This window comes from Neobacillus rhizosphaerae, assembly GCF_050477885.1.
Lineage (GTDB): Bacteria > Bacillota > Bacilli > Bacillales > Cytobacillaceae > Neobacillus > Neobacillus rhizosphaerae_A.
In genome coordinates this window covers 1-24041 of record NZ_JBCNAC010000090.1, presented here as the reverse complement: position 1 = coordinate 24041, position 24041 = coordinate 1, and the positions used below count along the sequence as shown (strand labels likewise).

Annotated in this window: 22 protein-coding genes; 16 read left to right on the top strand and 6 right to left on the bottom strand. The window is 37.1% G+C overall.

All coding sequences use genetic code 11. From position 1 onward, the window contains the following. Positions 1-17 precede the first annotated feature (17 nt). Positions 18-992, bottom strand: a complete 975-nt coding sequence (locus ABES03_RS12265) for a TRM11 family SAM-dependent methyltransferase (protein ID WP_430117569.1) — start codon at positions 990-992, stop codon at positions 18-20. A 227-nt stretch (positions 993-1219) separates the two neighbouring features. Beyond that, complete coding sequence (locus ABES03_RS12260; RefSeq protein ID WP_430117568.1) at positions 1220-2161, bottom strand: PD-(D/E)XK nuclease family protein; 942 nt, start codon at positions 2159-2161, stop codon at positions 1220-1222. A gap of 211 nt (positions 2162-2372) precedes the next feature. Here ABES03_RS12260 and ABES03_RS12255 point away from each other — a divergent pair, with 211 nt between their 5' ends. The 10 genes from ABES03_RS12255 to ABES03_RS12210 all read left to right on the top strand — a co-directional run bounded on the left by ABES03_RS12255 (position 2373) and on the right by ABES03_RS12210 (position 12803). Continuing rightward, on the top strand, positions 2373-3080 hold the full coding sequence (locus tag ABES03_RS12255) for a glycerophosphodiester phosphodiesterase (RefSeq protein WP_430117567.1): 708 nt from the start codon (positions 2373-2375) through the stop codon (positions 3078-3080). Positions 3081-3390: 310 nt separating this feature from the next. Beyond that, positions 3391-4179 carry an HAD-IIA family hydrolase gene (locus ABES03_RS12250; protein WP_430117566.1) on the top strand — a complete coding sequence of 263 codons (789 nt, stop codon included), beginning with the start codon at positions 3391-3393 and terminating at the stop codon, positions 4177-4179. Positions 4180-4182: 3 nt separating this feature from the next. Next, a complete protein-coding gene (locus ABES03_RS12245; protein ID WP_430117565.1) occupies positions 4183-4722 on the top strand; it encodes a glycerol-3-phosphate responsive antiterminator in 540 nt (179 codons plus the stop codon). Between the two features lie 23 nt (positions 4723-4745). Then, complete coding sequence (locus tag ABES03_RS12240; protein ID WP_430117564.1) at positions 4746-5837, top strand: ABC transporter ATP-binding protein; 1092 nt, start codon at positions 4746-4748, stop codon at positions 5835-5837. Continuing rightward, positions 5834-6763: a carbohydrate ABC transporter permease gene (locus tag ABES03_RS12235; RefSeq protein ID WP_430117563.1), complete on the top strand. Its 930-nt coding sequence runs from the start codon at positions 5834-5836 to the stop codon at positions 6761-6763. Before ABES03_RS12240 ends, ABES03_RS12235 begins: the two co-directional genes overlap by 4 nt. Then, on the top strand, positions 6760-7578 hold the full coding sequence (locus ABES03_RS12230; protein ID WP_430117562.1) for a carbohydrate ABC transporter permease: 819 nt from the start codon (positions 6760-6762) through the stop codon (positions 7576-7578). Before ABES03_RS12235 ends, ABES03_RS12230 begins: the two co-directional genes overlap by 4 nt. Positions 7579-7616: 38 nt before the next feature. Further along, positions 7617-9002, top strand: a complete 1386-nt coding sequence (locus tag ABES03_RS12225) for an ABC transporter substrate-binding protein (RefSeq protein WP_430117561.1) — start codon at positions 7617-7619, stop codon at positions 9000-9002. A gap of 145 nt (positions 9003-9147) precedes the next feature. Next, positions 9148-10233, top strand: a complete 1086-nt coding sequence (locus tag ABES03_RS12220) for a GerAB/ArcD/ProY family transporter (RefSeq protein ID WP_430117560.1) — start codon at positions 9148-9150, stop codon at positions 10231-10233. Further along, positions 10230-11645, top strand: a complete 1416-nt coding sequence (locus ABES03_RS12215; protein WP_430117559.1) for a spore germination protein — start codon at positions 10230-10232, stop codon at positions 11643-11645. Before ABES03_RS12220 ends, ABES03_RS12215 begins: the two co-directional genes overlap by 4 nt. Further along, positions 11646-12803: a Ger(x)C family spore germination protein gene (locus ABES03_RS12210; RefSeq protein WP_430117558.1), complete on the top strand. Its 1158-nt coding sequence runs from the start codon at positions 11646-11648 to the stop codon at positions 12801-12803. It begins immediately after the preceding gene. Positions 12804-12839: 36 nt separating this feature from the next. Here the strand turns inward: ABES03_RS12210 and ABES03_RS12205 are convergent, their stop codons facing one another. Then, positions 12840-14246 carry a PLP-dependent aminotransferase family protein gene (locus ABES03_RS12205; protein WP_430117557.1) on the bottom strand — a complete coding sequence of 469 codons (1407 nt, stop codon included), beginning with the start codon at positions 14244-14246 and terminating at the stop codon, positions 12840-12842. 116 nt (positions 14247-14362) lie between these two features. Here ABES03_RS12205 and ABES03_RS12200 point away from each other — a divergent pair, with 116 nt between their 5' ends. From ABES03_RS12200 to ABES03_RS12175, 6 genes are all read left to right on the top strand, one after another. Beyond that, on the top strand, positions 14363-15289 hold the full coding sequence (locus ABES03_RS12200; protein WP_430117556.1) for a DMT family transporter: 927 nt from the start codon (positions 14363-14365) through the stop codon (positions 15287-15289). Between the two features lie 84 nt (positions 15290-15373). Beyond that, on the top strand, positions 15374-16591 hold the full coding sequence (locus ABES03_RS12195; protein WP_430117555.1) for a methyltransferase domain-containing protein: 1218 nt from the start codon (positions 15374-15376) through the stop codon (positions 16589-16591). Positions 16592-16708: 117 nt separating this feature from the next. Beyond that, positions 16709-18010: an MFS transporter gene (locus ABES03_RS12190; protein ID WP_430117554.1), complete on the top strand. Its 1302-nt coding sequence runs from the start codon at positions 16709-16711 to the stop codon at positions 18008-18010. Between the two features lie 140 nt (positions 18011-18150). Further along, a complete protein-coding gene (locus ABES03_RS12185) occupies positions 18151-19248 on the top strand; it encodes a GerAB/ArcD/ProY family transporter (RefSeq protein ID WP_430117553.1) in 1098 nt (365 codons plus the stop codon). After that, positions 19238-20740: a spore germination protein gene (locus tag ABES03_RS12180; RefSeq protein ID WP_430117570.1), complete on the top strand. Its 1503-nt coding sequence runs from the start codon at positions 19238-19240 to the stop codon at positions 20738-20740. Before ABES03_RS12185 ends, ABES03_RS12180 begins: the two co-directional genes overlap by 11 nt. After that, positions 20741-21874, top strand: a complete 1134-nt coding sequence (locus ABES03_RS12175) for a Ger(x)C family spore germination protein (RefSeq protein WP_430117552.1) — start codon at positions 20741-20743, stop codon at positions 21872-21874. A 79-nt stretch (positions 21875-21953) separates the two neighbouring features. On the opposite strand, the gene ABES03_RS12170 is transcribed toward ABES03_RS12175, so the two are convergent. From ABES03_RS12170 to speD, 3 genes are read right to left on the bottom strand one after another with little or no spacing between them, the layout of a single operon-like run. Further along, positions 21954-22388, bottom strand: coding sequence for a hypothetical protein (locus ABES03_RS12170; RefSeq protein ID WP_430117551.1), 435 nt, complete (start codon positions 22386-22388; stop codon positions 21954-21956). A 49-nt stretch (positions 22389-22437) separates the two neighbouring features. Further along, positions 22438-23427 (bottom strand): spermidine synthase, encoded by a 990-nt coding sequence (locus ABES03_RS12165; protein WP_430117550.1) that lies wholly within the window; start codon positions 23425-23427, stop codon positions 22438-22440. Further along, the gene (gene speD / locus ABES03_RS12160; RefSeq protein WP_430117549.1) at positions 23411-23833 is read right to left on the bottom strand and encodes an adenosylmethionine decarboxylase; all 423 of its coding nucleotides are present in this window, start codon (positions 23831-23833) and stop codon (positions 23411-23413) included. The genes ABES03_RS12165 and speD overlap by 17 nt, the downstream gene beginning before the upstream one ends. Positions 23834-24041: the final 208 nt, after the last annotated feature.

The window sequence follows — 24041 nt, the reverse complement described above, 5'->3', positions numbered from 1 at the left end:
AGGCGCTTCCGCTTTTCTTAAATGCATACAATCACTTCACGAATAAATACACTTTTCTTCGCAACCGCACGATCGATTATGGAAAACCCCGCTTCTAAAAGGATCTCATCAATGGGTTCAACCGTGACCACGACTACCTTGTCTGCAAACCTCCGCGCACTTTGAAGCATTTCTAACTGGACTTCAGGGGATATCACAGAACACAAATTATAAGGCAAATCGATAATAGCAACATCATAATGACCGGTAATATCACGCATATCCGCCAAGGTTATTTTTCCATCATAGCCAAAGTGCGCCATGTTTTCTCGAGCTCCAGGAAGGATCAGCTGATTTCGGTCGCTTCCAACGATATCAATTCCCATGGAACGAGCTTCAACTAGAACCGTTCCAATCCCACAACAAGGATCAATAGCCTTAATGCCATCTGGATTTGGAATGGCTATGTTTACGACCGCTCTTGCCACACGAGTGCTAAGCGCTGTGGAGTAACTATGCGGCTTCTGTTGATGGCGAAACCAAACAGACTCACCTTCCAAATAATCACCGAATGCCCATCTTCCATTGACATTCATCACACCAAACACTCGCTCAGGCTGGCGGAGATCGGCTTTACCATTGACATGTAAACCAACGGCCCGTTCAATAGCCCGACGCCTCTCGAAACTTACTTCTTCACTTTTGGGCTGTCCATTATTTTTCACATATGTGACTTTAAATGTTGCCCCGCATAATTCTAAAGTCTGTACCTGTATAAAAAGATCCTCAAGGATTTCTGCTTCAAATAACACAGTAATTCTTTCCTTAATAAAAGGGCTCCGGCTCGGATCAATTTTTAGGAAGCTTTCCAAGACATGCGAGGGTGATTCCTCTCCGAACAAAGAGCGCATTTCTAAAGCACACAAAGAGCGTTCATCCTCAGAATGTGCATAAGTGTATATATAGGTCGTTCGTTTTTGTGGAGTACTATCTACATCTACTGCGTGTGCCAACTGTAAACTATCTATTTTATCCACCTCAAGTGTTAGTACTACTTCAATTCTGATTAATTATATCAGTAAAGACCAAAATATTATCATCACCAAAATTTGGTATAAATAAAAAATCCACCGTACCGTTAGGCTAGGTGGACTGTTAAGTTAAAGTAAGTATTTTTTAATCTTAAAGACGATATCCATCCGCCAAAAAGGAAAAACGGTCTCCAAGCAAATCTCCATCACTAACAGGAAAAAATCTCCCCAACCTCACACTTTTCTTTATAATTACAGCTATTACACCGTTTCGATTCCTTCATCTCAAACTGCTCTTTATCAAGTGGCTTATTCTTTACAGGATCCTCTAAATAGTTCAGCATATGATAGATGCTATCATTCATCAGCTGTTGAGCCGAGTCTATTTCGAACGGAGTCAATTGATACTCCTGGCTCTTACCCGATAACAAATATTCATTACGCAAGACAATATCTTCGACTGGTATTTTGTGTTCTCTTGAAAGAAAGAGGGCATAAAACGCAAGCTGTTTCCGGTCATCCTCTGACTCTTTCCCCGTTTTCCAGTCGACCACAATCCATTTTTCATGATTTACATCTTTATAAACAAAGTCCAGCACCACGAAAACATCCACTCCGTTGACTTCAAAGGTCTGAAAATCCTCGGAATGTAACACATGCATTTCTATCTTTGTCAGGATATCTTGATAGGTTTTACTTGTGAAAAAATTTTTCATGCACATCTCTAATTTAATTTTAGCAGCACTGATTTCTTCAGGGCTAAGACCATCTCCATAGTAGATTTCATGCAGCATTTGATGCCTCTTCGGTTTTTGAAACCAATGCTGACGGAACTTAGTCGAATCGAGATAGGCTCTGTTAAGATTCTGGGTAACCATCCCCATCAACTCATTTTCACTCAATAAACCTTTCCCATTAAGGAAATTCTTAAGCTGTCGATCAATGACCTTATGGATCTCATCTCCCAAAAGAATAGGGATATTTTTAATGTTTTTTAAACGGTAAGCTGACTTGTTTTCTTCCGGAGACTCATACAGCCATCCATTATGAGATTCATAGTATTGATGGTAATACTTTCGGGCGCACTCTAAAAAAGTCTTATGCCTGGAATTTGACCACGAGAAATCGGGGTAATCACGGTGAACGTACATAGAATGCTCCTCCATTAAAGCTAGAATATATAAGAGAATTATATTTTCTGGAGGTGCCGAATAGCAAATAGAACATTTTGGATGAGATTAACGTTTGTCTACTTTATTAAGTAGACCCTGTTAAGTTTTACTGGTACATTTATGAGCACCTTATTCTTAACACTAAATTTACAATGTTCGTCTATTATTAAAGGGGAAAGGGAGGATTCTAATGAAAATTTACGCACATAGAGGAGTAGCAAGTTTATATCCTGAAAACACAATGGTAGCATTCCAAGAGGCAGCGCGGTTGAAGTGTAATGGTATAGAACTAGATGTTCAATTATCCAAAGATGGAGTTCCGGTTGTTATACATGACGAAACTCTTGAGCGTACAACGAATGGAACTGGTTGGATTAAAGACTATTCATATGATGAATTACGCCTGTTTAATGCTTCCTATACATTTGGAGAGAAATTTGGCCACTGTCCCATTCCAACATTAGAGGAAGTGTGCAGCTTTGTTAGTCGAACATCCTTAACACTTAATATTGAACTGAAAAATGAGATTGTTCCGTATCCTACACTAGAGGAAAAGGTATACGATCTGATCCATTCATATAAAATAAAAGATCAAGTTGTGGTTTCATCTTTTAATCATGAATCACTCAAACATTTTCATACTATTGCAAATGATGTTAAAACAGCTGTGTTAACGGAAAAACCAATAGATAACATTGTAGAATACATTCAAGATATTGGTGCAACTGGATACCATCCTAATTTTACGATAATCACGAAGGATCTAATGGATATGCTAAACACTTATGAAATTGCTGTAAGACCTTATACAGTAAATGATCCACAGGTTATGCAGAATTTGAGTAACTGGGGAGTCGAAGCTGTAATAACAGATTACCCACAGCTAATACTTTCTTGAAATATTAAATCTTTACGCTAACTTCACATTCCATTAAAGGCAGCTTAATAAATAGAAAGTATAGTGTAGTTAAGCAACAGAATAAAATAATATTTTATAAATAAATAAGAGAATGTACGGGTAGAGACAAATTGAGAACACCCGCTTGCGTACGATAGTGTTACTAACTCTCCAATGGAGTCTATGATATAAGACCAATGGAATAGAGGAGGAATAATTAACTATGTATACACAAGTGGGTGTTCTTTATTTTTTCAAAAATTATTCTACCAAACTAAAATATCGAAATTTTTTTAGAAGGGGGCATATTATGCGAAATCAGTATTCTCTATATTTCCTTGATATTGATGGCACCCTTATTAAAGGTAAAGACTTATTGCCAAAAACTAAGACATTTATCCAACAGTTACGTAAAGAGGGCAAGCAAATATATTATGTCACAAACCATCCTGTTCGTTGCCATGATGAGCACGTTGAATATTTAACAAAGTTAGGGCTATCGATTAACAAGGAAGAGCTCATTACACCACTTGATGGTTTAAAGAGATTTTTCAATAAGATTGATGTTCCGTATTGCGTTTATGTAGCGGCTTCATCAATGGTAAAACAAAAATTGCGAGACTGGGATATTCCTGTAATCGAGGGAACAGATAGACAACTTGATAACTGTTATGTCGTCCTTGGAATGTCGTCCAGCTTAAATTATGGGATCCTTCAAGAAGCTTATGAATGTATTCAAAAGGGAGCGACGGTGCTTGTATTAAATCCAGATCGCACCTGTCCTTCAAACGATTATAAGCTGCTAGATACAGGCTTGTTCCTAAAGCTATTTGAGGAATCGGGGGATTTAGTAGAAGAACCGATTATTATTGGTAAGCCTTCTGTTTGGATGCAGGAAGTATTAGCGGAAAAGATAAATGTACCAAAGCATGAAGTGGTGATTATAGGGGACACGATCGCTAGTGATATTGCACTTGGGAATGCACTGGGTATTGATTCTGTTTTTCTAACGAATACTGATATTGAAAGAAACTATGAAACAAAAACGTCGACACATGTAATGTCGAGCATTAAAGAATTAGTAGAAAGATGGTGCTAATGTATGTTCCCAGAATCCTATATTGCGACTATTCAAGATTGGGACAAATATAAAACGTATCAAAAATTACCTAAAGTTGTATTTCTTATGACGGGTACGATGCTTCAATTACCAGAACAAGTATATGAGCTTAAAAAGCATAATCATGAGGTGTTCTTACATTGTGATTTTATTCAAGGGTTAAACCCGAATACAAAGGAGGCAATTGACTACATTCAAGATGTTATTTGCCCGGATGGAATTATATCAACAAAAGGTTCGACCATTCGTAATGCAAATAAAGTAGGTTTAAAAACAATACAGCGGATTTTTGTGTTAGATACATTGTCGTTGACAAAATCTATTGAAAGCTGCCTAGCGACAAAGCCAGATGCAGTTGAAATCATGCCAGGGCTAATGCCAACCATCATTTCAAGGCTTGTAGAGGAGCTCCCATATCCAATTATAGCGGGTGGGCTAATTCATTCGAAGGAAGACGCACAGGCAGCACTGGATGCGGGTGCTAGTGCCGTTTCTGCGAGCAACTCAAAGATTTGGAACTAACTATGGATGAAGGAGTGTTTAATTTGATTACTTTACACCAAGTATGTAAAACATATGAAAACTCAGACCAAAAGGCTGTAAAAGATGTGTCAGTTCATATTAAACAGGGAGAATTCTTTGTTTTGGTCGGACCATCAGGTTGTGGGAAAAGTACTTTACTCCGAATGATTGCTGGGTTAGAAGAGATTACTTCAGGAGATTTGCTTATTAATAATATAGTTTCTAATCATTTACAGCCAAAAGACAGACAGTTATCGATGGTATTCCAAAACTATGCCTTGTATCCACATCTCAGTGTAGAAGAAAATATTCTATTTGGCCTTAAAGTACGTAAAATTCCTAAAGCTGAACGGCAAAAACGGCTGGTTGAAGCCGCAGAAATGGTTGGATTGATTGACTATTTAAAAGTAAAACCGAGGGAGCTTTCTGGCGGTCAGCGTCAACGCGTTGCTTTGGCTCGCGCGATTGTGAGTCAGGCACCTATTTGTTTAATGGACGAACCTTTATCCAATCTGGATGCGAAACTACGGGCACAAATGCGTGTGGAAATTAGAGAAATTCAGCAGCGTCTTGGGATAACGATGATCTATGTAACACATGACCAAATTGAAGCGATGACCATGGGTGACCGAATGATGGTATTAAATAAAGGAGAGATTCAACAGGTAGGAACTCCCCTTGATATATATAACAATCCTTCTAATGAGTTTGTTGCAAGTTTCATAGGCTCTCCATCTATGAATATTGCGGATTGTGAAATTGATAGAGCACAGAAGACAGCGGATGTAGGCGGATTTTCTATTCCGCTTGATGGACAGATTAGTAATCGACTACAGAACATGGATATTCGTATAGGTATACGTCCTGAACATATACGTGTAAGTGAGCAAGGGCAACCAGTTACGGTGCAATCTATTGAAGTTTTGGGAAATGAATCTATCATAAATTTTTCCGTTGGAAATCAAACATGGAGTGCGAAAGTGCCGGGTCAATTGAAGTATAAGCGTGGTGAAATCATCTATCTGCAATTCCAAACTGACAAACTGCAATTCTTTAATAAATCTACTAATGAAGCGGTTTTAGTAGACTATGATCGAAAGGTGGTTGCTATATGATCGATGTAGCCAAATCTACAGCTAGACAGCAGATTGTACGAAAAAAAGGGCTACGTTTAACATCTGATTTGCCAATGGCTATCTTATTTTTAGCTCCATCGCTGTTCTTATTTTCTTTGTTTTTATTTTATCCACTCTTTAAAACCCTATACTATAGCTTTCATTTAACAAATGCTCAGGGTGAGGCAAGTGTATTTGTAGGGTTAGAAAATTATCAGTATTTGTTCACTGATTCATCGTTTTATCAAAGTATAAAGTCTACTGTTTTATTTACCTTATATACCGTTCCTGCAAGTATCGGTATTGCTTTATTTTTAGCTTTACTTGCAAATGAGAAGCTCCGTGGAATAGGAGTGTTTCGGGTGATTTTTTCCTCCACGATGGGAATATCCGTCGCTGCAAGTGCTGTGATTTGGTTATTCTTGTTTCACCCAAGTGTAGGTGTGTTTAATAATGTGCTAGGTATGCTGCATCTTCCTGCACTGGAATGGTTAACAGATCAAAAGCTTGCTTTACTTTCTGTATCCATTCCAACCATTTGGATGAATACCGGTTTTTCTTTTTTAGTTATTCTAGGTGGCTTGCAGAATATTGATACCACTTTATATGAAAGCTCATCAATTGATGGTGCATCTTACTTTTATAAACTTCGAAGAGTAACACTGCCGATGTTGTCGCCAACTTTGTTTTTTGTGGCAACTGTTACCTTAATCAATGCCGTTCAAAGTTTTGGGCAAATTGATATTTTAACTAAGGGCGGTCCCAATGATGCGACTAATTTAATTGTCTACTCCATTTATAAAGAAGCATTTGTAAACTACCAATTCGGCACAGCAAGTGCACAAGCCATTATATTGTTTATATTTATCTTTATCGCCACCATCCTTCAGTTCAAATTTGCGGAAAGAAAGGTGCATTATCAATGATCTATACTTGGAAGCGGAACATCCTGTTATACACATTGCTTTTGATTAGTGCGATACTCGTATTCTTTCCAGTTTTATATGCAGTTTCAATAGGATTCATGACACCGGATGATATTCAAAAGCGTCACCTTTTTCCATCAACTTTTACGTTTGATAATTTTGTGAATGTGTTTACTAAAGTACCGATCTTCACCTATTTAAAAAATAGCATTCTAGTTTCCGTTACGGTAATGATTGGTCAGCTTGTAGTTTCCAGTTTAGCAGCCTATGCATTTGTATTCCTAAAATTTAAAGGAAGAAATATTATTTTCTTTCTATTTATCTCAACGATGCTTATACCATGGGAAGCTACGATGGTGCCCAACTTCCTAATGGTTCAGCAATTTGGCTGGACAAATACATTAATGGGGTTAACTGTTCCATTCTTTGCGATGGCATTTGGGATTTTCTTATTAAGGCAGCATTTCCTAACCGTACCACATGAGCTTAGAGAGGCATCACTGATTGAAGGAGTTAATCATATTTCATTTCTCTTTAAAGTAGTGGTTCCTTATTGTAAACCAAGCTTTGTTACCTTAGGAGTATACGGGTTTCTAACCACATGGAATATGTATCTTTGGCCGCTTCTGGTCACGAACGATGAAACCTCCCGCACCGTGCAGATTGGTATTAAACAATTACAATCGCAAGAAGTGGCTAACGATTGGGGAAGCGTAATGGCTGGAATAACGATTGTTATTCTCCCAACCTTAATCTTGTTATTTGTAGGACAAAAGCAGTTACAGCAAGGCTTGACGAAAGGTGCAATCAAGTAACAGACATTAAAAATAATAAGAAAAGGTGGAAAAACAATATGAAATTAGCAAAAAAAGGCGGATTATTCCTATCAGCAGCAACATTGGCGTTCTCATTAGCAGCTTGTTCGAGCCCTCAAACATCAAGAAGTACGGAAGCAAAAGCAAACGTACAGACAGCACCTGTTGAAAAAGATGGAAACAAGATCGTTGTACGCTTCTGGCATGCAATGAACGGGGATCTAGAAAAGAAGTTGAATGCCATTGCCGCAGAGTATAATCAGTCACAAGATAAATACGAAATAAAGCCTGAATTTGAAGGTACGTATGAAGAATTATTAACTAAATTCCGCAGTACGGCAGCATCTAATGAAGTACCGGCGCTAGTTCAATCAAGTGAAATTACAACCAAGTATATGATCGACAGTAAAAAAATTACGCCTGTCCAGCAATATATTGATAAGGATCATTATGATACTTCTAAACTAGAAAAAGCGATTACTAATTATTACACCGTTAATGGAAAAATGTATTCTATGCCATTTAACTCATCTACACCAGTGTTAATTTATAATAAAGATGCATTTAAAAAGGCTGGATTAGATCCAGAGAAAGCCCCTAGTACCTATTCAGAATTAAAAGAAGCAGCAAAAAAATTAACAATAAAAGAAGGCAATACAACGAAGCAATACGGTTTTACCATGCTAAACTACGGCTGGTTCTTTGAAGAATTGTTAGCAGAGCAAGGCGCAATGTATGTAGATCATGAGAATGGACGTAAAGGTGGAGCAGAGAAAGCTTTATTCAATGGTAAGGAAGGGCAGAAAGTATTTTCTTTGCTAAATGATTTAAACAAAAATGGGGAACTTGGTAAGTACGGAAATGATTGGGATGGGATGCGTGCAGCATTTCAATCAGGACAAGTTGCCATGTATTTAGATTCATCAGCAGGTGTACGTAACATTATTGATACCTCTAAATTCAATGTCGGTGTTGCCTACTTACCACATCCAGACAACGTGGATCCTAAGGGGGTAGTTATTGGTGGTGCATCTTTATGGATGACCAATATGGTTGGCAACGAAACGCAAGAGGGTGCTTGGGACTTCATGAAGTACCTAACAAAAGCAGACGTTCAAGCCAAATGGCATACTGAAACAGGGTATTTTGCGATTACACCAGATGCATACAAAGACCCATTAATTCTTGAAGAATATAAGAAATATCCACAATTAAAGGTAACGGTTGATCAGTTGCAATCAACTAAGTCATCACCTGCAACTCAAGGAGCATTAATTAGTGTATTCCCTGAATCACGTGATGCAGTAGTCAAATCATTAGAGGCTATGTATGGTGGAACGGATCCTAAACAAGCCTTAGATAACGCTGCTAAAACAACAGATCGTGCAATTGAAATCGCTAATCGTACAAGCGGCAAAAAATAACTGATTTTATCTATAGGGGCTATCTTGAAAGTAAAGAACTTTCGAGGTAGCCCTTATCTTTTTTATGGGACTAATAGGAATACTAAAATATTAGAATAGAGTCAGCTAATAGGTTAAATAATATGGAAAAAAAGGACACGAATAAATGCAGAATAAGTTAAGATTTATATCCATTGTATACGTTATTTTACTTTCTGTGGGCCTTTTTGCACATGTTGAAATTATTCCCTTTCTTTTATCTACAGCAAAAAGAGGTTCATGGATCACCATTTTATTAACAATCGTTATTCTACCATTTTGGATTTATTTACTGTATAAGATTGTTGCCATCATAAACAAACGGTCCATTATTCAACTGTTAGGGGATTATTTGAGCTCATTTAGGTATTACATTCTTCTCCTACCACTAGCAGTTTATATGCTTATTAGTGCCTTTGTCACTGCGAAGGATATTATTTACTGGTCACAGATGAGCTATATGCAAGGATTTAATAGTTTTACTCTTGCCCTTGTATTACTCATTTTCTGTTTGTTTTGTACAGAGGCAGGATTGTTTTCTATTGGGCTGTTAAGCAGTATTCTCTGTCCTCTTGTCCTTGTATTAGGTTTCTTTATATCCTTTGCGAACATGAAGAAAAAACATTATGAACTTTTATTACCTGTGTTTACCGATGGCTATTTACCAATAACAAAGGGACTTCTATACACTTCCTTACCTATCCTAGAGTTATTTATCATAATTTTCTTAACGCCTGTTTTACAAAAAGCTGTTTCAAGAAAGCAATTATTCATCGTTGGTCTGATTATCATTGGGTTAATGCTAGGCCCAACTATGGGAGCCATTGTTGAATTCGGTCCAGAAAAAGCAGCGCAATACCGCTATCCCGCATATGAAGAGTGGCGCTTAATATCAATTGGCCGATATTTTTCTCATGCCGATTTTTTTGCCATCTATCAATGGCTTTCAGGAGGGGTAATAAGGATTAGTTTATTCGTTTTCGTCTCCAGCCGAATTTTAACGAAAGGAATGGAAAATGTAAAAGTAATAAGGGGTATATATTTCCTCCTCTTTATCGCCTGCGTCTATCCATTTGATCAAAGCCCTTTATCGACCGTTATGTATGGATATTTCAGACCCTTATCCTTCTTTTTACTAATCATACAAATTTCAATCTTAGCTATATACATCGTGAAAAATAAACAGAAATGGTTAGGAGGCAGAGGTGAATGACTAAAGAACAGATTTTCTCTATCAATTACCTTAAAAGGATTTTCAATCATTCAGGAGATATTGAAATAAAGGAGGATCAATGTCAGGAGCGTCCAGCGATTTTTGTTTATTGTAAGCCCTTAACGGACGCTAGTCTCATTTCATCATTGCAGTTGCCCTCCATGGAGACGGCTAACTCCATTTATCAAACATTACAGTTGGAGGTGCGAAAGAAGGATTCCATTCATAAAGAAACAATGGAGGAGGCTATTTTTTCGGGACGGTTAATGGTGATACCTGCTGGAGATTCAGTTTATTTTTATGATATTAGTAAAACTCCTACCAGACAGCCGGATGAGTCGGTTGCGGAAGTGTCAATTCGAGGCGCGAAGGATGGCTTCGTTGAGGATATTACGATGAATCTTGGATTAATTCGTAAGCGGCTCCGTACTTCTTCTTTAGTTGTAGAAAACTACTCCATCGGTAAACGGACCAATACGAGAGTTGCTCTTCTTTATATAAAGGATGTTATTAATGAACAGGTATTACGAGATATTCAGGGACAGCTAGGGACTTTAGATGTTGATATTTTAACGAGTACATCTATGTTAATGGAATATTTGATGAAGCAAAAATTTACGCTAATTCCATCAATGAACTATTCAGGAAGAGCTGATTTCGTCGTAGAATCAATCAACCAAGGGAGATTTGCTATTGTAGTGGATGGAGCCCCAACGGCACTAATAGCACCTGCCGATCTTTCCTTTTTATTTAAAACACCTGAAGATGCTAACACCAGTTTTTATTTTGCATCATTGGAACGAACTTTAAGAATTATAGGGCTTTTTACGACAACTTTTCTGCCCGGGTTTTATACAGCATTGATTACCCATAATGTAGGACAATTACCACTCCCTCTTATTGCCACAATTACAGTGTCAAGATTAGGATTGCCATTTTCCCCGTTAATCGAAGTCTTACTCATGCTCGTCATGTTTGAGTTATTCAAAGAGGGTGGGGCTCGTCTTCCTAAGGGAATTGGTCAAACCGTGGCTGTTCTTGGGGGGTTGATAATAGGTGACGCCGCCATTAGAGGGGGGATTACCTCCCCTACTATGCTTGTTATCATTGGGATAACAGCTATTTCTAGCTTCACACTGGTCAATCAGTCCTTATCTGGAAACATTTTTTTTATACGAGTGTTTGTTCTAGTATTCAGTTATGTGATGGGGATATATGGTTTCTTTATAAGTTTGATGTTTGTCTTTCTCTATTTAACAAAGTTAAAATCGTTTGGTGTTCCAATACTAGCCGATATCTCATCACCAGAAGGAAAAGACATCCTATCCACTATCATCCGCCTACCCTATTCTTTCATGAAAAAAAGAAGTGCGTCATTATTTATAAAAGATGGCACTAGATCAGGTGAGTAGATGAGGAATTTCTTATTTGTTACATCGTTGATGGTGTTTCTAACCGGTTGTGCCAATATTAGAGAAATCCAGTACCAGGCTTATGCGGTAGGGATTGGAATTGACTATAAAGATCATGAATATCATGTGGTGTTACAGTTCTTGGATTTTTCTAATGTAGCGAAAACGGACCAAGGAAAAAGTGATCGACCGGTTCCTGTTTGGCTAGGAACGGGTAAAGGAAAAACGGTAGAAGATGCTATTATTCAGATCTACCATGGCATACAGATTCCCATAAATTATGATCAGATAAGCTTATTCGTTTTTGGAAAGTCTTTATTGGAACATCGATTAGGAAAAACACTTAAATCATTAGATACAAATTTTAATATCCGTCAAACGGGTTTGGCCTATGGTACAGAAGAAAAGGTAGAAAAGATTTTTACTACAAAGGTTCCATTTAATTATGCTTACTCTAATTCCCGGATTAATCAGCCTGAATTCATGCAGCAGCAGGATTCTTCCGTTCCAACTATTTCGTTGCAAGAATTGATCTTTCAATTTAATGAAAAAACAAAAACAATCGTGCTGCCAAGAATAACGATCAATGAAAAGATTGTGAAGCAGAATTTGGAATACTTGCCAGTTAACATTTTTGATGGGGCCTATATCTTGAAAGATGAAAAATTGAAGGGGTATCTTTCACAACAGAATCTTGAAGGCTTTATTCGGGTGAATAACAAGGCCGTTCGATCGCCTGTAATCGTAGGTGAAGAGACAGATGGAAAAGAGGAACTCGTTCAAATAGAATTATTGAAGCCGAAGGTCAAAAGGGTCATTGATAAAGACAAGAATGAAGTGAATATCGGATTAGATATTAATATATCAGCCATCATTAGAGAAGCAACTAAAAAGGAGGTTCTATCTCCGAGAGTTAAAAGAAAGATTAAAGAAAAAATAACAAATGAAGTGTACGCAGCCTATCTAAAAAGTCATCAAATCGGTGGAGATATTTATCAATTTGAGGACTTTATGTACCGCTTTATGTACGAGGACTGGAAGACAACTAAGAAAAAAGATGATTTTCCTGTTCTAAAAAAAGAAAACATCCATGTAAAAGTACGACCATTAAAAAGCATCAATAAAATCAACTCAGGAATTAAGCTGCCTTTAGAATAGTGAAAAGAAGGCATCTACCCTAAAAGGGAAGGTGCCTTAGTTTTGTTGTAGAGGACTATTTGCCAAATCAATAAACTTTCGTATGCCAATACGAATTTGCTCCTCGTTTGCATAAGAAAAGCTTAAGCGTACCCATGAGGATGGCTGATTTATAGGATCACAAACACGTCCAGGAACAAACGAAATAGATTGTTGAAGGCACTTAACTAATAGTTCATCTGTGGATAGGTGATTAGGAAGCCGTACCCATAGGTTCAAGCCACCACCTGGGCTTACCCACTGCCAATCCGTTACAGCTAGTTCTTCCTCCATGATTTCCTTTCTTATTTGTAAAGCAATCCGTAGTTTTTCTACGTGTTGCTGCAGCCTTGGCGATGAAAAATAATGAAGGAAAATCTTTTGATTCAAGAGCGGCGAGCCGTTATCTGCTAATGATTTCGCCCCAACAAGCACATTCATAATCGGTGATTGTGCAAAGACGACTGCAATTCGTAGACCAGGTGAGATATATTTGCAAAAGCTCCTAACATAGATCACGTTTCCAGTTGTGTCATACGTGTATAAGGGAGGCGGCGGCTCCTGGGCAAAATAGATATCATGATAGGCGTTATCTTCAATTAAGAGACAACGATACTGCTCTGCTAATTGAACTAATTGTTTTCTTTGTGCGGCTGGGACTGTGTATCCAGTTGGATTATGAAAGGTTGGATTCAAATAAAAGAGACGCGGCTTGTATGTTTTCATCAACCATTCTACCTGCTCTAAATCATACCCATCTGGATGAATGTCAACGGGTATAATATTTGCTCCTCGTGCTCTAAACGTATCAATGGCAGCACTGTAGCTTGGCTGTTCTATTAATATGGTATCTCTTGGTTTAACAAATGCTTGAGCAATGAGATAAATCGCTTGTTGAGAACCTGTGGTAATTAATAGGTTATCAGCTGTAATAAACGTTTTATACTGTTCAATAAAATAGGCGCAGAGTGCTTCTCGAAGTTCCTGATCTCCCTGAACGGTTGAGTAGGTTGCCAGTACTTTAGGGTAGAGATCAAACACCTTTTTCACATATTCAGATAAAAAGAGATTAGGCAAAAGGCTTGGGTCGATTAACGCCTGGGAAAAATTATAGGAAACCGGAACTTTATGAATCTCAGCTAATTGATTTTTTTGTGGGTTTGCTGAAAAAAGAGGGACATCCAGCTTATCCAGTTTTTCTCGTCCACTTAATGAGACGTAATAACCAGATTTATCTTTTACATATACCTTATTTTGTTGTTTAAGTAACTGATAGGCTTTTAAAACAGTTAAGCGATGAACCTTCATTTCATCCGCTAGTTTTCTTACAGAGGGAAGCTTATCATCTTCCTGCCATTCATTGCTTTCGATCCGATCTAAAACATGATCATAAACTTGTTTAAAGAGATATTCCCCATTTGCCATGCCGTTCCCCCATTTCTCTTCTTGATTGTATCACGGTTTCTTTTCGATCTGTTCTAGTGATATTCATCTGTTCTATTCTCATCCTCCTATAATGGATAAAAAAGGAGGAATTGTTAATGGTGATAGTTGGATATTTGGTTATGTGTTTGATTTTTGGTACGACATTTTTAGCGATAAAAATAGGGATAGATGCAGGTATTCCACCCTTTTTCTCAGCTGGAATTCGATTTTTGATTGCTGGTCTTTTTCTTTTTGTGTTCATGCTTTTGCGAAGAAAGACCACGATTGGTTTGTTGTTTCGTAAGGAAATGCTGATTACGGGTATTGGCTTAACCTTTGGTACGTTTGCAACTTTATATTGGGCAGAGCAATTTGTGACGTCTGGGGCAGCGGCTGTATTGTCCGCCACTGGTCCGATGATGATTTTATTAATTCAAACCATTATCTTAAAGAAAAAAGTAAGCCATATTTCCTTTATAGGATGCATTGTAGGGATAGTAGGTGTGGTTCTACTCATTCTGCCAAGCTTTACTCTTCAAGGAGGAAGGTTTTGGTTAGTAGGTTGTCTCTTAATTGTTATTGGAGAGATATTTTATGCTTCTGGGGCCATCTATTCAAAACATGTCATTGAAAAATTTGAAACCACTTCTCCTATAGCATTAAATGCAGCTCAAATGATACACGGGGGGGTTTTACTCCTTCTTTTGTCTCTATTTACAGAGAATATACACATTACGAGATTGACTAGTCCAGCCTCCATTAGTTCGTTTATCTATTTAATCATTTTTGGTTCGATGATAGGCCATACTCTCTTCTACTGGCTAGTATCGAAGACTAATCCTGTTTTTCCTGCTACGTGGCTTTTCATTTCTCCTCTCATTGCGATGGTACTAGGAGTCGTGTTTTATCATGAATATCTTTCTTGGGAAGCTGGTATCGGTACTTTAACGGTTATTTTAGGAACGGTTCTGGTACAGAGTGGCAACCGTCATCGACCGGTGCCTGTCATCACTCGGGATTGTGTCGAGATGAAAAGAGAGTGAAAAAAGATTCATAGTTTTGTAGGATTTATTTAATTAAGAGGAGAACTAGTCATATAGAAATAAACAAGTACTGGTGATGAGAAAATGAGAATTGGTCAGTTCGGAAAAGTCAATGGAATAAGTCATGATACCATTAGACATTATATGGATTTAGGGTTAATCGTGCCTGAAAAGCAAGGAGGGCATTATTTTTTTGATATAAGCTGTCAAAAAGATTTAGAGCTTATTCTGGATTTAAAAGGGATGGGCTTTCAATTAAATGATATTAAGATGATTTTTTACTATAAGAACTTTGGGCAATTTACGGATTATGAAAGAGATGCCTTTTATCAATCCCTTTTCTTGGATAAATATGAGAAGCTAGAACAGGAAATGAACAATTTAATAAAAATGAAAGACAGGCTTAAACAAAAATTAGACCAGTTATCCACTTCATCTACAGGCTCAAGTAATACTATAGGAATTGATTTAAGAGTGCTAGACATTCTCAAATGTAATAAATGTGCTGAATCTCTCAGTCTTCAAGACGGAATAATCAGGAACAATCAGATTGTTGAGGGCAAACTGACCTGTTATTGTGACCGAGTGTACCATATTGAATCGGGAATATTAAGAGTGGGCAACCCACCAATGCCAAACGATCAACTTTCGCTATTAAATAATATTCCAGCGTATATTCAAGAAACAGACCCGCTTTATTTGGAAAATATGAATAAAGGGCTGCACTGGTCAAAAAGGAAACTTGATCAAGTTGATTTGCAAAAGAAGGTAATCCTTGAATTAGGCTCAGGCGTCGGTTTTTTTCTTCGGAATATATATCAGGAATTACCGGAGGATTGTCTATACATTGCAGTTGACCACAGTATAGAGCGCCATAGGTTTCTAAAAAGCTTACTGGAGAAAAACGGTATAAAGAAGAACTTACTATTTATTTGTGCAGACTTTCTAGACATACCAGTAGGCAAACAAACTGTTGATCTAGTGGTTGATCATTCAGGTACTAGCAATTATAGTTTCGAGCATGAAACGTTTTTACTTCGTGAAGTGGATGCTCTAATTAAATCAGACGGATATTTATTGGGTTCCTATTTAGCTTTTAAAAATTTCAGCCATAATGGCAAAATCGAAGTCAAATATCGAGATAATTTTACAGTCAGTAAAATTAAGAAAAATATTAGGGAGTTAGAGTATACTACCCTCGAGGAACTGGTTTCTGAATCAATCAATAAAGGCGGAAAGTACGAAGATTTTTTTGTGCAGGGTGAAGAAATATTTAGTTATTTATTTTTCGGCAAAAGGTAGGGTTAACCCTATCTTTTTATATTTTTTCAATGAAAATTGATTAATTAATGCCATTGATGTAGGGTTCACTCGACCACTTACACTTTAATTATAAAAGTGAAGTGGGGTGGATGATTTATGACTACATTAAAAGTGAGTGTTAATGAAGGGAAAAACCGAACTGAAATAAAAAACTTATTTCTCTTTTCAACAGGGAAGACCGTTTCTATATTTGGTACAGCGATTTATCAATTTGCGTTAGGTCTGTACGTTTTAAAGTTGACGGGATCGGCGATAAGCTTTGCTGCTACCCTTATATTAGGGATCATTCCGATGATTATGATCAATCCGTTTGCGGGAGTAATTGCCGATAAATTCAACAAGAAAAGATTAATCGTATCAATGGATTTATTAAACGGAGTGTTGTTGGTTGTCGTTTATCTGTTAAGTAATATAGTTGGATTCAAGCTTTGGCTCATTTATGTCACGACCATACTAATGACAGTGTTTAGCACCTTTTTTGGAGTAGCGCTGGAATCTGCAAAGCCAAACATCGTATCTAAAAACATGTTAATGAACATCAATTCCATTAGTAAAATCATTGATTCAGTATCTTCTATAATGGGACCTATGTTAGGAGGAATTGTATTTGCGATTTTCGACATCAGAACGTTTATTTTGATTAACGGTATATCTTTCATCATTTCTGGCATATCAATGATGTTAATTAATTTCAAGCAGTTCCAGCAACAATCCAATGAAGAAATGCCAAAAGAGAAAATTCATTTTCTTAGAGACATTAAGGAAGGGTTCCATTATGTAATGGAACGAAAGAATATCATGAATTTGTTTGTTCTTTTGATCTCTTTAAATTTCTTTATTGGCTTTACCTTAACGGTTCCACTTCCCTATATCGTGAATACGGTGCTGAAACTTGGATCAAAGAATTTTGGAATTATTCAAGGTTTTTTTCCTATAGGAATGATTGTGGGAGCGCTAATGGTAAAAATACTAACAAAGAGGATTCCTTATTCCACGCTCTTACGATATTTAAGTGTTTCATTATCGACTTTAATGATTATCACAGGACTACCAGTCATACTAGAAAAATGTCAATTATTCCCACTATTTTATGTCATTTTTTACAGTATTGTCATGTTTCTTATTGGTGTGATTGTAGCGCTAATTGACATTCCTTTTTCATACATCATGCAAAATGAGATTCCAGATGAATATAGAGGCCGAGTACTAAGCATTGGCATAAGTATTGGAAAGGCTATGCTCCCATTGGCTCTAGTGATCTCAGGAGTGCTTTTAAATTATATACCATCATATATGATTCAAATTCTAGGCGGGCTATTGTTTCTACTTTTTAATATGCGATCTACGACTAGGAGCGAAATTAATTTGAATAAAGTATCTATAGATACGGAATTTTAATGTTAGCTGTTATAGACCTATCTTACATAAATGAGATAGGTCTTCTTTGTTTTTCTTCTTTTGCGAATTAAGCCATCCACTACACATAAATATTTACTCAAATTTTGGAAAACATATCATAGAGCGGAGGGGTGATGGGATTGGGAAGTCAAAGGATTACGGTTTTACAATTAATCTTCATTATTATGATAAGTACCGGACTAATGAATCACGTGATGGTCATCCCAGTGCTACTGGATAAGTCTGGACGTGATGCTTGGATTACTGTCCTTGTGGCAGGAATTCCCTTTCTAGCCTGGTCTGCAATCATCTTTTATATTTATAAAAAATTGGCTGGTAAACACCTATTCATTTGGTTAAAAGAAAGCGTGGGTACCATTGTTTCCTATATCATGATCGTATCTTTATGTATCTACGTTTTTGTTCTTGCTGTCATCACCTTACTAGATACGTTTAGTTTTATTAACACTTTCTACTTAGAATTAACACCAAAAATTGTGGTCATCACAACCATCTTATTAGTCTGCTTTTATAACAGTTATAAGGGTATCAGATCGATAGGTTTAATTTCTGGGATTTTATTACCGGCCATCGTTATCTTCGGATTTTTTGTTATGACTGCAAATTTGGAAAACAAGGATTATTCCCTGTTAAAGCCCTACTTAGAAAATGGGTATACCCCCATTTGGAAAGGGTTGATCAGTGTTCTTGCGGGATTAACAGAAATAGTCACCATCCTGTTCGTGCAGCAACACTTAAATCAGAAACTCTCATTTAAATACCTGTTTATTTTATGCCTCGCATTAATGGGGCTGATTATTGGTCCATTAACAGGAGCTATTGCAGAATTCGGCCCGTTTAATACGAAGAATCAACGGTTTCCTGCCTTTGAAGAATGGCGTTTAGTTTCATTAGGGGTTTACATTGAACATTTAGACTTTCTTGCCTTTTACCAATGGTTATCTGGCGCCTATATACGGATATCCTTTTTCATCTTCTTGGTTCCTAATCTCCTGAATGTTGAAAAAGAAAAAAGCAAAGTCATTTTTCTACTCGGTCTGTATGCACTCCTTGCATGTATTGTCCTTATGCCAATAAGTGACATTGTCTACTATCAATTACTTAAGGATTGGATCTTGCCAGTATCCTTCTGGTTCATTTTTGGAGTTTCGATTTTTCTTTTCACCATCTCCTTATTTAAACGAAAAAGAGGTGATATGGTCATTGATGAAGCGTAAGGAATTAGTACCAAAACAAAATCACACTAATTCAATGAAAAGGAAGAACCCGCCTGAAAATAAGATGGATACTCTTCGTAAGCTGTTTGAACAGTGCAGCGATGTTCACATTCTCAATAAACATATTGTGGGGGAATATGAATTTCACTTAACCATCATCTATTGTGAGGAATTATCTAATTATCAAAAAGCAGTTGAAACCATTATTCCTCACATAACATTTGTCTTAAAGAATAATCAAGTCACTTCGGATTCATTAGAAGAAGTTTTAGAATTTCCCATTAAGAGAATGGATCCTTCAAATATTGAAAATAGTATTATGTTCGAGGTTTTTAGTGGCAACCTTATTTTTTTCATAGAAGAAATAAACACATTCTATCTATTCAATTTTTGTAACTTACCGAAAAGGTCCATTGAGGAGCCGAACACAGAGGTATCTATAAAAGGACCAAAGGAAGGGTTCATTGAGACACTATCAATTAATATTGCATTAATTCGAAAAAGATTGAAGTCAAACACCTTTAAATATGAACAGCTTTTGGTAGGACAGCGCTCAAATACAAGAATAGGCTTACTCTATATATCGGACATTGCTGACCAAGATTTAATTTCAAGCATAAAAGACCAAATCAATGGTATAAATTACGATGGGATTATTTCTACAGATCAACTAACTGAACTGATAAATGGAAACAAAAAATTATTTCCGATGTTTATGTATACGGGAAGACCTGACTTTGTAGTAGATGCGCTATTACATGGAAGATTTGCCATCCTCATTGATGGGTTGCCGATTGCGACCATTGGTCCTGCAACACTGTCGTTTTTATTGAAATCACCTGAGGATGCACACAACCCATTCCTTTTAGGTTCGTTCGGTCTAGCTATCCGATATCTATCTTTAATTATCTCATTGTTTTTACCAGGTTTTTGGTTATCGCTAATGTCCTATCATACGGATCAATTACCATATAGTTTATTAGCAACGATACTACTTAGTCGTCAAGGAGTACCCTTACCTGTTCCAATAGAAGTGATGATTATGGCGTTACTCTTTGAACTTTTTAAAGAAGCTGGACTAAGAATGCCCACACCCTTTGGGCAAACTCTATCAGTAGTAGGGGGGTTAATAATAGGGCAAGCAGCAATAAGTGCAGGTTTAACCGCACCAACTGTTTTAGTTGTTATTGCGATATCAATTGTAGCCACCTATACAATTGGGAATCAGGAGTTAAACGGGATTATATCCATCATAAGAATAATCATCATATTAACCTCTTCAATCCTAGGGCTATTAGGATATTTCCTGTCTGTGTTTTTCTTTTTGACTTATCTGGTTAATTTACGTTCGTTTGGAGTTCCTTATCTAACACCACTTTCTCCTATTAGGTGGAAGGAATTACTGTCTGGCCATTTTCAATTACCTTGGAATTTTCTTAAAAGAAGACCTAGTTCTCTGAATCCGACTGACCCGACAAGAGGAGATTCATAAATGAGAAATTACTGCTTAATCCTATTTGTCGTTGTTATCCTATCAGGTTGTTGGGATATAAAAGAAGTGGAACAACAGTTATATATACATGCACTTGCTGTTGATTATAAAGATGGGAAGTACTTGCTATATGGACAGGTGATTGACTTTAATAGTCTGGCTAAACAAGAGGGGGCTGCTAGCAGACAGCCTCAAACGATTGCAACGGTGAAAGGTACTGGTGAAACGATAAACGATGCTGCTTTTGATTTATATACTACAGCACAACAGCGATACGCATGGGAACATATAACAGCTATTGTTTATACCCAAAACTTATTAAAAAGTGGAAAAATTATTCATGTAAATGATTTCTTAAAGCGTTATTACCAAATTAGAAATATCCTTTGGACCTTTGGGACAAAAGATCCTGTTGAAGAAGTTTTTGCAGCTAAACCGATTCTGAATATCACCGTTTTATATTCACAACTCAGTAATCCAGATGACATCTATAAGCAAAGCTCCAGTATAAAACCAATACAATTATTTGAACTAGATAGGAAGTTATCTGAACCAGCCTTTACAACGCATATTCCCTATTTAAGTGTGGCAAAAAAAACATGGGAAGAAAATAGGAAAGAGCATCATGTTGTATACATTAGTGGCAGTGGATTTTTAAATGGAAAAAAATATGTAGGGTTACTTTCACGCGATGATTTGCTTGGCGATAGGTGGATGACAAGGAAGATAAACAGAACGAAGTTAAGTATTAAGGAAGACAATAAAACGATTGTAGTAGGACCAACGATCAATATTAAATCTAAAATCACTCCTGTCATGCTGAATAACAAAGTAAAGTTCACGATAGATGTTAAAGCGGATTTTAAAACAACAGAAATCTTGAAACCAAAAACGCATAAAGAATTAAAGGAATTGGCCGAAAATGCAATACGAAAGCAAATAGAAGAAACCTATAAAAAAGGACTAAATAATCAAATCGATATATATGAGCTATCTGATGTCCTCTACAAACAGAAGAATAAAGAATGGAATAAAATAGCGCGAAATGGGGTAATCCCTCTTGAACCAGATACGATTAATAAAATCAATGTGAATGTAACGGTATTAAATACGGAGCAGTTAAAAAATAAATAATGAAACAACAAAATGCCCTGATTTTTTGTGTAGGGCATTTTGTTATTTTTCGCAAATAATTTAGTGTTTAACTGATGTATTAAGAGTCTAGCAAATGCACTGTTAGTGATGCTCTATTATATCTAGGTCTTCCCACAGGAGTAAAAGTATCAGAAATATAAATTCCAACTTGATCGCCAACATTTAAGTAGGCTTGGACGGTTATTCCTGTAACCGTGCTCATGTTGGTGGCATCAAAATAGGAACCTATCAGTGGAAGGGTACCATTAGGACAGAGATTAATGTTAAATAAAACGGATTGTCCATCTTTTAACAAAACGGATACATCTGCTGTGATTTGATAGACACCTGATTTGAATATACTAATCCGATTTGAAGCTATATCGGGTCTTGTATTCTGGGACGGTCCTGCAATATCAAAATCAACAAGTTCCCCGGTAACAACCGGAAGAGCGTCACCGTCCTGTTTGTAAAACGAACCATAAGCATTTGGTTTTACGTTTCTAGTTCTCATACCTCATCCACCTTGATAAATATATTGAATGGACAAGTCCATTACTGTTTCAATCCAAATATAGAACTTCTTTCTTAAAGATTGTATGCAAGACCGAGTTCTTCTTGGTGTTTATGACTGCCTTATTTTTTCCTGTTAACATGGCGTATGGAAAGTAGGCCATTTCTTTTAACTGAGATGGTAACGTTTGGTGCGGTACTTCCACATGATTTCCTGACCACGTGAGGGACTTTGGCGATCCAATATGAAATCCCCAATCCCCAAAAGATGGGACGATTGTGTGATAACTGAGTGTCCGGAATCCGGCAGCTTCAATGGTTTTTCCTATACTCCAATATACAATAGGAGTATCCTCGGGTGAGTTGGATTGACAAACGAACACTCCATCAGTAGATAAAGAACGTTTTACCGTGGAATAGAATTCTGTCGTGTAAAGATCGCTGATAATTTGGTCTGTTGGATCAGGAAAATCTACAATAATAATATTGTAGGGTGTTGGGTTGTCAGCTAGAAACTTAACGGCGTCCATCGGATGAAGCTTTACGCGGGGATCATGAAGTGAGTACTCGTTAATAGCTGCTAAACTCTGATTATTTTTTGCAGCTTTAAGTACCTCAGGATCCAAATCCACAAGGTCAACATGCTTGACGTCTTTATATTTAAGAACTTCCCTTAAGGCTAGTCCGTCACCTCCGCCTACAATAAGGACTCGTTTCCTCGAACGCGTGAGACTGAAGACAGGATGAACCAATGCTTCATGATAAATTCGCTCATCTAATGTGCTGAATTGTAACTGATTGTTTAAATACATTCTAATATCACGGGCTTCGACAATCTGAATATCTTGGAAGTCACTTTTAACCTTTAGTAGATTTTTGTGTTTCCCTTGTTGTAATGTCTTTAATGCAATATGGTCCCAGATATCGGCGATTTCATTAGTAGTGTCTCTTTGCTGCTGTTGCTGAGGTGGTTGCTTTTGTGTGGGGTTATTTGTATGTGTAAATGCTGGTGATAACCAGGCGTTAGTCGGTCGATACATTCTTGTTCTCTCCTTTGGAATTATCAATAGTGGAGATTTCATTACAGTAGATTAATTGAGGTTGAGCAACACCCCTGTCAATGGAGTAGACCATTGCTTTTTGGGCAGACAATTCTTTTAAAAGTAAATTTACGGGGGCAGTAAGGTCAGAATCTCCGCACGTATAAATATCAAATGACGCATACTTCTCTTCTGGCCAGGTATGAATAGATAAATGAGAAGTGGATAAAACCAGGACACCCGTAATTCCCTGTGGCTGAAATTGATGAAAGTAAGAGTGTAAAATCTCCATTCCTGCATCTAACGCTGCTTTTTTACAGAGGTTTTCTAAAAAGGCAATGTTATTTAAATGTAAAGAATTACACTCAAATCCATCAATAATTATGTGCTTACCTTCGATGGTCAAAGTCGAATCATTCCCTCCTTGTTCCTTTCCATTATGATATGGGAATACTGTTTAAAAATCTTGTGTGCTTGTCTTTGTTTTGGGGGGATTGGACAAATTTTAGGATGTGTTGGGTAAGAGAACTTCTGACAGAGAAGGCAGAAAAGCGAGCAACACTGTCAGAAGATAGGGGAACTTCTGACAGAGTTGGAGGAAAAGCAAGCAACAT